A 13,390-nucleotide genomic window follows, 5' to 3' on the forward strand; every position below is an offset into this window, starting at 1 on the left:
TCCATGCCATCCGGGTCCTTCTTTCAAGCTTGACTGCGTACTCTCTGAAACCGTGATGCCGCGTCTGAGCCGGCCGCTTTAAAAATCAATAAACGTCGCGTACGTAGCGCTTTTCCTGCGCTAAACAGCTCACATACTCAGCGGCTTTTTCTTCGCTCATGCCGCCGTGTTGAGCGACCACATGCTTGAGCGTCGCATCGACATCTCTGGCCATTCGGCTTGCGTCGCCGCAGACATAAAAATGCGCACCTTCTTCGAGCCATGCCCACAGTTGCGCACCCTGCTCGCGCATGCGGTCCTGCACGTAAACCTTCTCCGTTTGATCGCGCGAGAAAGCGACATCGAGGCGGGTCAGCAGACCGCTGTCGCGCATCGCTTCCAGTTCGTCGCGATAGTAGAAATCCGTCGCCGCATGTTGTTCGCCGAAGAACAGCCAGTTGCGACCCTTATCGCCGCGTGCGCGCCGCTCGTGCAGAAAGCCGCGAAACGGTGCGACGCCAGTGCCGGGACCGACCATGATGATCGGCGTGTCCGAAACATGAGGAGGCCGAAAGTGTGCGGATTTCTGCACGAATACCGGCACATTCACATCGCCGGCGCGGTCGGCTAGAAACGTCGACGAGACGCCCTTGCGATTGCGGCGGCCATTGCTGTAGCGAACCGCGGCAACCGTCAGATGAACTTCGCCAGGATGTGCTTTCGGGCTCGATGCAATCGAATACAACCGTGGCTGCAGGCGCTTGAGCATGCCGGTCAATTCCGTGGCAGTCAGGTCCACGGGAAATTCGTGGAGCACGTCGGCGAGTTGCTGGCCCCACAGCCAGTGTTTGAGATCGGCTTTGCGTGCGGGCGTCAACAGATCGCGCAATGCGCCGTTGCTGCTTCGCGCAGCGATGAATGCCAGTGCGTCGGGGCTGGGACGCGCGATTTCGTAGTGCTTGCCGAGTGCGTCGGCGAGGCGCATGTCGCCCACACCGGATACGTTCACGGCCGCGTCGGCACTCAAACCGCTCAGGTCGATCAATTCGTCGACCAGTTCGGGACAATTGCTCGGCCATACACCCAGCGCATCGCCGGCTTCGTATTCGAGGCCCGAGTCTCCGGTGCTCAACGAAAAGTAGCGCGTGTCCTTCGCGGCGCCCTGCTTGTTCAGTTGCAGGTTCCTGACGAGACGCGATGCGGCCGGGCGCGTCCGGGTCGGCACGGCGCCGGGCACCACGGCGGTAATCATGCCGCCAGGAGGCACTGCATGCAGCGCCGCATCTGCTTCCTTGATGCGCACGATGATGCTTTCGAGCCACGCGTCGGCATTCTCCTGATACTCGCTGTCGCAGTCGACGCGATCCATCAGACGCTGCGCGCCTTGCGCGGCGAGACGTTCATCCAGACGGCGGCCGTGGCCGCAGAATTGATCGTAGTTGCGATCGCCCAGCGCGAGCACGGCGTAGCGCAGGCCTTCGAGACGCGGTGCTGCATCGCCGATCAGTTCGCTCCAGAAACTCTGCGCGTTATCGGGTGGATCGCCGTCGCCGAAAGTGCTCGACATCAGCAGCACGTATTGCGCTTTCGCGAGCGCCGAGGCCTGATAGTCCGCCATGCATGACGTGCGGATTTCAAAGCCGGACTCCATCAGACGTGTGGCATAACGTTCGGTCAGCGATTCGGTGTTGCCGGTTTGCGAGGCCCACAGCAAAGTGACTTTGGGTCGCACGCGCAAGATACGCACACCGGACGCATGTGCCTCGTCTGAGTGCAAGGTGGCAAGCGCGGATGCTGACACGGTCGCCTGGGTTCCACTGCGGCTATATAGTCCGGCCAGCAAACCATCCACGTACAGGCGGCTCACCGAATCAAACGGTGCATTGGCTGGCAGAACCGGCACGCCGTCGATGCCCGGCCCTTCCGTCGAACGCAGGCCGCCGACGAAACCGGCCAGATACATCCGCTCGGCATCGGTCAACGACGGTGCGGGTGTCGGCGGAAGCTGCAACAGACGAGTGAGGGCATCGATACGGGGCATGTCCAGATCCTCGACGTTCGCCGATATAGCGCTTGCCGGCGCAGTGTCGGCTGTAACCATGGGCGCGTCGCTCAGCGTCTCGTCGTCCGCATTCGAAACCGGCTCACGGGCGTCGATCGCGACCGGGCTGAGCGCGACTGCGCAGAATTTGAGTTCGGGCTGCTGCGAGACCGGATCGATGGCGTCGCTCGTCACTGCGTTGATGCACAGGTCGTCGCCGAAAACGTCGTTCCAGTGCATCGGCGCGAAGCAGTTCCCCGCTTGCACACGCTCCGTAACGACCGCCGGCAACACGGCACGTCCGCGGCGCGAACGGATTTCAACCGGATCTTTTGCCTTGATGCCAAGCGTGGCCGCGTCTTCGGGATGAATCTCGACGAACGGTCCCGGGTTCAGCTTGTTAAGCATCGCGACCTTGCCGGTCTTGGTCATGGTGTGCCATTGATGCTGCAAGCGGCCCGTATTCAACACGATCGGAAATTCCCGATCGGGCAGCTCGGCCGGGGCGGCAAACGCGCGGGCGAAGAACATAGCTTTGCCGCTCGCCGTCGGAAACACGAGCCGCGGAAGGCTGCCGTTGGGCAGTTGCTTCAGCGCCTGGCTGACGCCGTCGTTGATGTAGCGAACTGGATTGCGGTCGGCGGCATCGTCAGCGGCGAGCGGCCATTGCAACGGCGTTTCCTTCAGACGGCGATGGCTCGCGCCGCGCAGGTCGTAGCCGGTTTTCGGATTCGATGCGCGCGTAATTTCCGCGAAAACTTCTTCGGCGCTTGCGTAGGTAAACGCTTCGGCGAAACCCATTTCACACGCGACACGCGCGATGATCTGCCAATCCGGCAACGCAACGCCCGGCGGTTCGATGCCCTTCTGCATCAGCGTCAGGTTGCGCTCGGAGTTGATCATCACGCCTTCGGCTTCCGCCCACAGCGCGCCGGGCAACAGCACGTCGGCGTAACGATTGGTCTCGGTGTCGAGGAAGGCATCCTGTGAAATCACGAGTTCGGCCGCACGCAATCCGGCGATGGCATTCTGGCGATTCGCAACGCTCGCCACCGGATTCGTGCAGATGATCCAGCACGCCTTGATCTGGCCCGCGGCCATGCGGGTGAACATATCGATCGTGCCGCCACCGACTTCCGTCTTCAGCGTGCCCTTCGGAATGCCCCACAGGTCTTCGATAAACACGCGGTCTTCTTCGACGAGCACCGAACGCTGTCCCGGCAAACCTGGACCCATGTAGCCCATTTCACGACCGCCCATCGCATTGGGCTGCCCCGTCAGCGAAAACGGACCGCTGCCGCGGCGGCAGATCTTGCCCGTCGCCAGATGCAGATTGCAGATCGCATTCGTATGCCATGTGCCATGCGTGCTTTGATTCAGGCCCATGGTCCAGCAGCTGATCCACTCCGGCGCGGCGCCGATCATCTGCGCGGCCTGGTGGATATCTTCTACAGAAAGGCCTGTAATCGCGGACACATTCTCTGGTGTGTAGTCCGCGAGAAAGGCGGGCATTCCGTCCCAGCCTTCCGTGAAGTCCGCAATAAAGGCCGCATCCGTATGGCCGTTTTCGTGCAGCAGATGCAGCAAGCCGTTCAGCAACGCCAGATCGGTGCCCGGCTTGATCTGCAGGAAGAGATCCGCCTTGTCAGCCGTCGTATTGCGACGCGGATCGACCACGATCAGTTTCGCACCCGCCTTCACGCGATCCATCATGCGCAGGAACAGAATCGGATGACAGTCGGCCATATTCGCGCCGATCACGAAGAACAGGTCGGCGTGGTCGATGTCTTCGTACGATCCCGGCGGGCCGTCCGCGCCGAGCGAAAGCTTGTAGCCGCTGCCCGCGCTCGCCATGCACAGACGTGAATTCGATTCGACGTTGTTGGTGCCGACAAAACCCTTGGCGAGTTTGTTGACGAGGTACTGCGCCTCAATCGACATCTGCCCCGAGACGTAAAACGACAGCGCGTCCGGTCCGTGTTCGTCGAGCAGGCCGCGCAAACGCGCCGCCGTGGTGCTGATCGCCTGCGCCATCGGTAGCGGCGTCGGATCCTGGTCGCGCGCATGACGCACGAACGCGCCCTCCAGACGGCCCGACTTGCGCAACGCGACGTGCGCCGACTGGCCCTTCGTGCAGAGCCGCCCGAAGTTAGCCGGATGCTCTTTATCGCCGGAGATCTTGACGACCTGCCCGTCCTCGACGTGCAGCACCATTCCGCAGCCAACGCCGCAGTAGGGGCACACGGTTTTTACGCTAGAGGAAGACATGGAGCGCGACGTCGTTCGAATAGACACAAAGAGAAATCAGCAACTCAGGCCGCGACCCACACCTGCCCGTCTTCCACCCGCGCGGCGAACGCGCTAACGGAATACGCCGGCGTTTCGAGGCACTCGCCGGTACGCAGATCGAAGTGATGCTTGTAAATCGGCGAAGCAACCACGAGGCGCTCGCCGAGACTGCCGATCAATCCGCGCGAGAGCACCGCGGCTTGCGAGCCCGGATCGTAGTTTTCGATCGCATACACAGCGCTGTCCGCGTCGCCGTTGCCCACATGAAATACCGCCACCTGCTCGCCGTTGACGAGCGCGCAGACGCCCGTATTGGGGACGATGTCGTCGAGCGGGCAAATCGGCGTCCAGGCGAGCGGCAGGCGGTCAAGGTTCATGGCGGAAGTCCTCGGTGAATAGCGCAAAAAAATTAGACGGTCTCGACAACCACGGGAATCGACGTGAGCTTCGACAGCCGCTCGGTCACCGTCGCGGGCCGGATCTGGCCGCGTTCCTCGACGAAGGTGACGTTGCTGTCGGGCTCGCCACTGTTGACGAAGTGACGGAAGCGCTTACGCGTTTCCGGATCGGTGACGGCCCGCTTCCATTCGCATTCGTAGGTGTCGACCACGTGCTGCATTTCCACCTCGAGCTCCGCGACTACGCCCAAACGATCGTTGACGACCACGTCGATCAGATAGTCCAAGCCCCCTTCAAGGTTGTCGCGCCACACGCTGGTGCGTTGCAGACGGTCTGCCGTGCGCACGTAGAACATCAGGAAGCGGTCGATGTAGCGCACCAGCGTGTCCTTATCGAGGTCCGAGGCGAGCAGTTCGGCATGGCGCGGTTTCATCCCGCCGTTGCCGCAGACGTAGAGATTCCAGCCCTTTTCGGTGGCGATGATGCCGACGTCCTTGCCCTGCGCCTCCGCGCATTCGCGAGTGCAGCCGGATACGCCAAACTTGATCTTGTGCGGCGTGCGCAGGCCTTTGTAGCGGTTCTCGAGCTCGACCGCGAGGCCCACCGAATCGCCGACGCCGTAACGGCACCACGTCGAACCGACGCACGACTTCACCGTGCGCAGCGATTTGCCGTAGGCATGACCGGATTCGAAGCCTGCGGCGATCAGTTCTTCCCAGATGAACGGCAGTTGCTCGACGCGCGCACCGAACAGATCGACTCGCTGACCGCCGGTGATCTTGGTGTAAAGGCCGTATTTCTTTGCCACCTGACCGACGGCGATCAAACCATCCGGCGTCACTTCTCCGCCCGCCATGCGCGGCACGACCGAATAGGTACCGTCACGCTGGATGTTGGCGAGGTAGTAATCGTTGGTGTCCTGCAGCGCCGCGTGCTCCTTCTTCAGCACGAATTCGTTCCAGCACGACGCGAGAATGCTCGCCACCGCCGGTTTGCAGATATCGCAACCGAGGCCGTGACCATGCTTCGACAGCAATTCACCGAAGCTGCGCACACCCTCCACGCGCACGAGGTGATACAGCTCCTGGCGCGAATACGGGAAGTGCTCGCACACGTGGTTATTGACCGCGAGGCCCTGCTTTTTCATCTCGGCCTTCATCACCTGGGTGACGAGCGGTACGCAGCCGCCGCACGACGTGCCGGCCTGGGTCGCGCACTTCAACGCGCCGATGTCGGTCGCGCCCGCGCACACGGCGGCGCACAGGTCGCCCTTCGAGACGTTGTTGCACGAACAGATTTGCGCGCCGGCGGGCAATGCCTCGACGCCGAGCGCCGGTTTCGCTTGACCGTCGGACGAAGGCAGGATCAGGAATTCGGGCGACGCCGGCAACTCGATCCGGTTCAGCATCATCTGCAGCAGCGTGCCGTATTCGCTCGCATCGCCGACCATCACGCCGCCGAGCAGATACTTGCCGCATTCGGACACCACCAGCTTCTTGTAGATCTGCTTGCGTTCGTCGCTGAACTGATAGGCGCGGCTGCCCGGCGTGTTGCCATGCGCATCGCCGATACTCGCGACGTCCACGCCCATCAGTTTCAACTTGGTGCTCATGTCGGCGCCGGCGAATTCCGCCGAGTCGCCGTGCAGTTGCTTCGCCACCGCGCGCGCCATCTCATAGCCGGGCGCAACGAGGCCGAACAGCTTGCCTTCCCACAGCGCGCACTCGCCGATCGCGTAGATGTGCGGGTCGCTGGTGCGGCACGCGTTGTCGATCACGATGCCGCCGCGTTCGCCTAGCGCGAGCCCGCTTTGGCGCGCGAGATCGTCACGCGGACGAATGCCCGCTGAGAACACGATCATGTCGGTGTCGAGGTGACTGCCGTCGGCGAATTGCATGCGATGCGTGCCCGACTCGCCATCGACAATCGCCGAGGTGTTCTTCTGCGTGTGCACCGTCACGCCGAGTTCCTCGATCTTCGCGCGCAGCACACGGCCGCCGCCTTCATCGACCTGCACCGCCATCAGGCGCGGCGCGAACTCGACCACGTGCGTTTCCAGCCCCATGTCACGCAACGCCTTCGCGCATTCGAGACCGAGCAGGCCGCCGCCGACCACCGTACCGGTCTTCGAACGGGCGCCGCATTCCTGCATCGCTTCGAGGTCGTCAATGGTGCGGTAGACAAAGCAGTCGGCGCGCTCCCGCCCTTGCACGGGCGGCACAAATGGATAGGAACCCGTAGCGAACACCAGCTTGTCGTACGGCAGAGTCTCGCCGGTCGATACCGTTACGGTGCGGGCGTCGCGATCGATCGCCACGGCTTTTGCATTGAGCTTCAGCAAAACGTTCTGGCGCTCGAAGAAACCCGGTTCGACCAGCGACAGATCATCCGCCGTTTTACCCGCGAAGAATTCGGACAGGTGCACGCGGTCGTACGCAGGGCGTGATTCCTCGCACAGCACGGTGATGTCGAGGCCATGCGCCGCATCTTGTGCGAGGCATTCAACCAGTTTGTGGCCGACCATCCCGTGACCGATAACGATGATTTTCATGACCGCGGCTTCCTCAATGTGCTGGGCTCGAATCGCTGCCGGCTGGCTGCTGCGCGAAAGCGATTCCGGAAATAAAAACGGCGTCCCGCGAACCCAGTCGATGACTGAGTTCGGGGGACGCCGTTGTCCTGACCTGTGCTGCGGCGAGTACTTTGTTGTTGCACTCGCGACGGATCCACGTTGATCCGCTGGCAGGGCTTAATGCAAAGCTTGTGCCAATCGAGAGAAATTCCCGCTGTGGCGCCGTGGGACGGGGCCTTGCGGCATATGACACGGGTCTGCTGTCAGCAGGATGTGGGCACGTCTTGATGCAGCGAGGCACAGGGATGGTGCGACGCAGCACCGTGTACGTGCGGGCAGCGTTTCGCGGCACTGGGCGAGACTTACCGCGCACGATCTGACCGATCGGTACGGAAATGTACCTACCCAGGTTGTAGATCAGCAGTGTATGACGGCCGCGATAGACCGGCGGCGGCAAAGCCCATCCGGGTGTTCTTGCAGATCAGACGCAGGACCTTGGACACGGCGTGAATGCGGCTGCCCGCGGCGCTATCCCGTGCGATTCGCGCTTCCTCGTCGTCCCCGGGTGGTAACTCATTCGTACGAAAGCCGCGCCAAATACCTTGCTGGAATGAGCGAAAAAACAGAATAAAGGGCTTCGATTCTATCGGGACCCCAAATTGCTCAATACAAGGTACGCAACCTGGAGAAGCCGGATGTCCATTGATGATGCCGCCCGCCTCCTGATCGCCGACGACGATCCGGATCTGTTGGCCGCCTACGTACTCTATTTCAGCGCACACGGTTTCGACATCCGGACCGCGCGCAACGGCCTCGACGCGCTCGCGCAGTATTGCGCGTGGCATCCGGGCGCCGCGCTGCTCGACGTCGAAATGCCGCGTCTCGATGGCCGCGCGGTCGCCCGGCGCATCCGCCATGAAGCCGACACGCCGGCGCCCATGCTGGTCGCCGTGACCGGCCTCGCGCGCGACGAGGACAGGCGCGAGTCGCTACGCTCCGGATTCAATCATCACTTCGTCAAACCCGTGCCGATGCCGGTAATCCTCGCGGCGCTGACCGGGCGCGGCCGGCATTAATCGCCAAAGCCCAATTCAGCGTCGACCGTTTGACCGACGCGCAGCCACGCCCCAGCCCCGCGCGCGACGAGCGCATTGTTGCCGAACGTCACCGCCCCATCCCGCTGCGGATTCGCCCGGTAGACGCTCATCGTATCCGTAGGTTCGTTCGGCCAATCGGGATCCGGCGCGCCCTTTGCCTGATCGACGGTCGGCATCGGACAGCGCGCACACGGCTTGACCAGTTTCAGTTCCACGGCCTCCTCCGCCGCACCGCCGACACTCAGACTCTCCACATAGTCCTCTTCGTACGCTTCGAGCCCTGTCAGCACGACGTTCGGGCGAAACCGGTCAATCGGAATGGACGGCGCGCCCTTGCTGTTCAGGCGCACGTTCAGATCGTCGAGCGAGGCCTGGCCGATCACCAGCAGCGGAAAACCATCGGCGAAATACGTGGTGGCCCCGGGGACGCTAGCGGTGTAGTCCGGATCGACCTGCCGTTCGCGTTCGGGATCGAAGCGCAGAAGCCGCGACGGCACGCCGAGAAACGCCGAAAACCATGCTGCGCTCTCTTCTCCGGTGTCGAGTCCGTAAGCCGCGTCGCGCCAGACCACGGTTTGCACCTTGTGCGGAGCGCTGAGCCCGGCGGCGTCGAGCGGCGTGCGCAACTCACTCATACCCGGCGCGCGGATCACGAGCTCATGTTCGCCGAGCTCGACCCTGATCAGCGCCATGCGGGGATACGCGCGCTGCGTGAGCATCGCGCCGCTCGGGTCGGTCACCATCCAGTATCGATCGTATTCGAGGCCGGTGGCGAGCAGGCGCGCCTCGTTCAACGCAATGCCGGCGCAGGATTTGATCGGATAGACGAAAAGCTCGCTGATGGTAGGCATAGTGTGGGTGGTGTGGGAAACACGCGCTTTTTGTGTTGAACTCCGATTGTAAAGCGCTGGCGCGTGCTGCCGGACATTGGTCGCGCCGAACTTGAGCGGCCTATCGAGCTTTCTCTTGAGCGGCCCGCCCCGAAACGCCTGCTGAGCAAGAGTTTGCGCCGCGCGATCGCGAATCCGGCGGGAGTTGCCATGCGGCCTGAAACCGGCCGGGCGATGCGGTCGTTTCTTCCGGCCACGCTTGGACGTAAAATCCCCAATCGAACCGCTCGGGCAACGACAGAGCCGGCGCCGGGCACACTCCGGTGCGTTACAGGATTGAACTTGTAGAAGCATCCCTACCATAAACGAAACAGGAAATTCATTATGCTGAGCAAACCCGTGTTGACCGTTGCCGAAACGACCCGAATTCTCGAAGCCGCCCGCGCGGAGGCCGAGAAGAACCAGTGGGCCGTGGCCATCGTGGTGGTCGACGACGGCGGCCATCAACTCGGCATGCTGCGTCTGGACGGCAGCGCGCCGGCCAGTTCGTACATCGCGACGGAAAAAGCCCGCACTTCGGCGATCGGCCGCCGCGAAACCAAGGTATACGAAGACATGATCAACAACGGCCGCACGGCATTCCTGAGCGCGCCGCTGCAAGGCACGCTGGAAGGCGGCGTGCCGGTGATCGTCGAGGGCCAGGTGGTCGGCGCGGTCGGCGTGTCGGGCGTCAAGTCGGATCAGGACGCGCAGATCGCCAAGGCCGGTATTCAGGCAATCGCCGCTTAAGTCCGGAGCCATTCGGAATCCGTTCAAAGCGGCGGCAATAAAAACGAAACACAACACGGACCGATGCCCCCTCATCGGTCCCATTCAAGGATGGAGCAGTCGATGACTCAGATGAACACGCGCGGTGGACTGCAAGTCGCCGCCAACCTCGACCAGTTCGTCGAAACCGAAGCCCTGCCCGGCACCGGAATCGACAGCGCCGCATTCTGGTCAGGTTTCGACGCACTCGTGCATGAGCTGGCGCCGAAAAACCGTGCGCTGCTGGCCGAGCGCGACCGCCTGCAAACCGAACTCGATACATGGCATCGCGCCAATCCGGGTCCGGTGCGCGATCTGCGCGCGTACCGTGCCTTCCTCGAAGGCATCGGCTACATCGTGCCGTCGCCGGCGAGCGTCAAAGCCACGACCGACCAAGTGGACACCGAAATCGCCGAACAGGCCGGCCCGCAGCTCGTCGTGCCGCTGTCGAATCAGCGCTATGCGCTGAACGCGGCCAACGCCCGCTGGGGCAGCCTGTACGACGCGCTGTACGGCACCGATGCGATCCCCGAGACCAACGGCGCCGAAAAGCAAAAGGCCTTTAACCCGGTGCGCGGCGCCGCGGTGATCGCTTATGCCCGCAAGTTTCTCGACCAGGCCGCCCCGCTCGCGAACGGCTCGCACGTCGACGCCACGCTGTATAGCGTCGAAGGCGGCAAGCTCGTCGTCACGCTGAAGAGCGGCAAGACCGAACTGAAAACGCCGGCGCAGTTCATCGGCTATCAGGGCGACGCGAGCGCACCGTCCGCCGTGCTGCTGAAGCACAACGGCCTGCACTTCGAAATCCAGATCGACGCGAACGATTCGATCGGCAAGACCGATTCGGCGCACGTGAAGGATGTGCTGGTCGAAGCCGCGGTGAGCACGATCATCGACTGCGAAGACTCCGTTGCAGCCGTGGATGCGGACGACAAGGTCCAGCTCTATCGCAACTGGCTCGGCCTGATGAACGGCACCCTGACGGAAGAAGTCACGAAGGGCGGCAAGACCTTCACGCGCAGTCTGAACGCCGATCGCGTGTACACCGCCGCGAACGGCACAGCGCCGGTCGTGCTGCATGGCCGCTCGCTGCTGTTCATCCGCAATGTCGGCCATTTGATGACGAATCCGGCCGTGCTGACGAAAGACGGCAAGGAAATTCCGGAAGGCATTCTCGATGGCGTCATCACCACGTTGTGCGCGCTGCACGACCGCAAGCACCAGCTGAATTCGCGCACCGGTTCGATCTATATCGTGAAGCCGAAAATGCACGGCCCGGCCGAAGTCGCGTTCGCGAGCGAACTGTTCGCGCGCGTCGAAGACCTGCTGAAGCTGCCGCGCAACACGATCAAGATGGGCATCATGGACGAGGAGCGCCGCACGAGCGTCAACCTGCTCGCCTGTATCGGCGAAGCGTCCGAACGTGTCGCGTTCATCAACACGGGTTTCCTCGACCGCACCGGCGACGAAATGCATACGGCGATGGAAGCCGGCCCGATGATGCGCAAGGGCGACATGAAGTCGAGCGCATGGATTGCCGCGTACGAGCGCAGCAACGTGCTGGTCGGTTTGAGCGCGGGCCTGCGTGGCCGCTCGCAGATCGGCAAGGGCATGTGGGCGATGCCGGACCTGATGCACGCCATGCTCGAACAGAAGATCGCGCATCCGAAGGCCGGTGCGAACACCGCATGGGTGCCCTCCCCGACCGCCGCGACGCTGCATGCGCTGCACTATCACCAGGTCGACGTACAGGCGGTTCAGCAGGAGCTCGAACGCACCGACTACTCGAAGGTTCGCGACGAACTGCTCGACGGCCTGCTGACGATTCCAGTCGTTGCCGAAGCGAAGTGGAATGCGGATGAGATCCGCAGCGAAGTTGAGAACAACGCTCAGGGCATTCTCGGCTACGTGGTGCGCTGGGTCGATCAGGGTGTGGGCTGCTCGAAGGTGCCGGACATTCACAACGTCGGTCTGATGGAAGACCGTGCCACGCTGCGTATCTCCAGCCAGCACATTGCGAACTGGCTGCATCACGGCGTGGTCACGCGCGAGCTGGTCGAAGAGACCTTCAAGCGCATGGCGAAGGTGGTCGACGAGCAGAACGCGGGCGATCCGCACTACCAGCCGATGGCGCCGGGCTTCGACACGCTGGCGTTCAAGGCTGCGCAGGCGCTGGTGTTCGAAGGACGTGAACAGCCGAGCGGTTACACGGAACCGTTGCTGCACAAGTTCCGGCTGGAAGTGAAGAAGGCGCAGTAAAGGCCTTTTGCGCATGACCTGGGTACCAGCCGCAAATCCGGCCAGATAAGCCGGCCAGATAAGCAGCCCAGATAGAAAGACGGGCGCCGCATCATGCGGCGCCCGTTTTAATTTGCGCGATAGTGCTGCGCGTTGCTTCTGCGTGAAGAGTTTCCTACACCGAGTTTCCTACACCTTAAGCTGCTTCAGCCGTGTACTGCGCCGGCACGCCGGCCGACATATTCGCCTGCATATAGGTTTGCAAATACGCTTCGAATTCCGCCTTCACTTCCGGATGGCGCAGCGCGAATTCCACGGTCGCCTTCAGATAGCCCAGCTTGCTGCCGCAATCGAAGCGTGTGCCGAAGTAGCGGTACGCAAGCACCTGCTCTTCGGTCAGCAGCGATTGCACCGCGTCGGTCAATTGCAGCTCACCGCCCGCGCCCGGCTTGAGCGCGCGGATATGCTTGAAGATGGTCGGCATCAGCACATAGCGGCCCACCACGCCGAGGTTCGACGGCGCCTTGTCCGGCGCCGGCTTTTCGACGATGCCCGACAGCTTGATCACATTGTCTTCCCACTCGCGGCCATCCACGACGCCGTACGAACGGCTGTCTTCGCGTGCTATGGTTTCGACGCCGATCACCGAGCTGTGATAGTGGTTGAAGGTGTCGACAAGCTGGCTCATCACCGGCTTCGAACTGTGCAGCAAGTCGTCCGCCAGAATCACGGCGAACGGGCTGTCGCCCACCAGTTTCTCGGCGCACAGCACCGCGTGGCCCAGACCGAGGGCTTCGGCCTGACGCACATAGAAGCAGTCGACGTTAGCTGGCTTGATGCTGCGCACGAGGTCGAGCAGCTTCTGCTTGTTGCGTGCCTCGAGTTCGGCTTCGATCTCGTAGGACTTGTCGAAGTGATCTTCGATAGCGCGCTTGCTGCGGCCCGTCACGAAGATCATCTCGGTGATGCCGGCGGCAATCGCCTCTTCAACCGCGTATTGAATCAGCGGCTTGTCGACGATCGGCAGCATTTCCTTGGGGCTTGCTTTGGTAGCCGGCAAAAAGCGTGTCCCGAGGCCCGCTACGGGAAACACGGCTTTGGTGACTTTCAGCATGGTAGGCATTCCCACATCGGTTAG

8 protein-coding genes are annotated in these 13,390 nt (G+C 62.4%); 3 read left to right on the forward strand and 5 right to left on the reverse strand.

What is annotated here, in order from left to right; all coding sequences use genetic code 11:
* Positions 1 to 85: 85 nt before the first annotated feature.
* From KHO30_RS16275 to nirB, 3 genes are read right to left on the reverse strand one after another with little or no spacing between them, the layout of a single operon-like run.
* A complete protein-coding gene (locus KHO30_RS16275) occupies positions 86 to 4,288 on the reverse strand; it encodes a bifunctional nitrate reductase/sulfite reductase flavoprotein subunit alpha (RefSeq protein ID WP_211701598.1) in 4,203 nt (1,400 codons plus the stop codon).
* Positions 4,289 to 4,332: 44 nt separating this feature from the next.
* Positions 4,333 to 4,686, reverse strand: coding sequence for a nitrite reductase small subunit NirD (gene nirD, locus KHO30_RS16280; protein WP_200619421.1), 354 nt, complete (start codon positions 4,684 to 4,686; stop codon positions 4,333 to 4,335).
* Between the two features lie 32 nt (positions 4,687 to 4,718).
* Positions 4,719 to 7,259, reverse strand: a complete 2,541-nt coding sequence (nirB, locus tag KHO30_RS16285) for a nitrite reductase large subunit NirB (RefSeq protein ID WP_200651016.1) — start codon at positions 7,257 to 7,259, stop codon at positions 4,719 to 4,721.
* Positions 7,260 to 7,975: 716 nt separating this feature from the next.
* On the opposite strand from nirB, the gene KHO30_RS16290 reads away from it, so the two are divergent.
* A complete protein-coding gene (locus KHO30_RS16290; protein ID WP_200651017.1) occupies positions 7,976 to 8,356 on the forward strand; it encodes a response regulator in 381 nt (126 codons plus the stop codon).
* Here the strand turns inward: KHO30_RS16290 and KHO30_RS16295 are convergent.
* Positions 8,353 to 9,228, reverse strand: coding sequence for an MOSC domain-containing protein (locus KHO30_RS16295; RefSeq protein ID WP_200651018.1), 876 nt, complete (start codon positions 9,226 to 9,228; stop codon positions 8,353 to 8,355). The genes KHO30_RS16290 and KHO30_RS16295 overlap by 4 nt on opposite strands.
* Before the next feature lie 363 nt (positions 9,229 to 9,591).
* Between KHO30_RS16295 and KHO30_RS16300 the strand changes: the two genes are divergently transcribed.
* Together KHO30_RS16300 and KHO30_RS16305 are read left to right on the forward strand one after the other, a co-directional pair.
* Positions 9,592 to 9,996 (forward strand): heme-binding protein, encoded by a 405-nt coding sequence (locus KHO30_RS16300; protein ID WP_093633733.1) that lies wholly within the window; start codon positions 9,592 to 9,594, stop codon positions 9,994 to 9,996.
* Positions 9,997 to 10,098: 102 nt separating this feature from the next.
* Positions 10,099 to 12,273 carry a malate synthase G gene (locus KHO30_RS16305; protein ID WP_200651019.1) on the forward strand — a complete coding sequence of 725 codons (2,175 nt, stop codon included), beginning with the start codon at positions 10,099 to 10,101 and terminating at the stop codon, positions 12,271 to 12,273.
* 175 nt (positions 12,274 to 12,448) lie between these two features.
* On the opposite strand, the gene galU is transcribed toward KHO30_RS16305, so the two are convergent.
* The gene (gene galU / locus KHO30_RS16310) at positions 12,449 to 13,366 is read right to left on the reverse strand and encodes a UTP--glucose-1-phosphate uridylyltransferase GalU (RefSeq protein WP_093634048.1); all 918 of its coding nucleotides are present in this window, start codon (positions 13,364 to 13,366) and stop codon (positions 12,449 to 12,451) included.
* Positions 13,367 to 13,390 lie beyond the last annotated feature (24 nt).

Source organism: Paraburkholderia aspalathi, from assembly GCF_905220735.1.
GTDB lineage: Bacteria > Pseudomonadota > Gammaproteobacteria > Burkholderiales > Burkholderiaceae > Paraburkholderia > Paraburkholderia aspalathi.

Bases quoted from the DNA above. Each gene is read 5' to 3' on its own strand.
- KHO30_RS16275 (WP_211701598.1), bottom strand. From the start codon at position 4,288: ATGTCTTCCTCTAGCGTAAAAACCGTGTGCCCCTACTGCGGCGTTGGC.
- nirD (WP_200619421.1), bottom strand. From the start codon at position 4,686: ATGAACCTTGACCGCCTGCCGCTCGCCTGGACGCCGATTTGCCCGCTC.
- nirB (WP_200651016.1), bottom strand. From the start codon at position 7,259: ATGAAAATCATCGTTATCGGTCACGGGATGGTCGGCCACAAACTGGTT.
- KHO30_RS16290 (WP_200651017.1), top strand. From the start codon at position 7,976: ATGTCCATTGATGATGCCGCCCGCCTCCTGATCGCCGACGACGATCCG.
- KHO30_RS16295 (WP_200651018.1), bottom strand. From the start codon at position 9,228: ATGCCTACCATCAGCGAGCTTTTCGTCTATCCGATCAAATCCTGCGCC.
- KHO30_RS16300 (WP_093633733.1), top strand. From the start codon at position 9,592: ATGCTGAGCAAACCCGTGTTGACCGTTGCCGAAACGACCCGAATTCTC.
- KHO30_RS16305 (WP_200651019.1), top strand. From the start codon at position 10,099: ATGACTCAGATGAACACGCGCGGTGGACTGCAAGTCGCCGCCAACCTC.
- galU (WP_093634048.1), bottom strand. From the start codon at position 13,366: ATGCTGAAAGTCACCAAAGCCGTGTTTCCCGTAGCGGGCCTCGGGACA.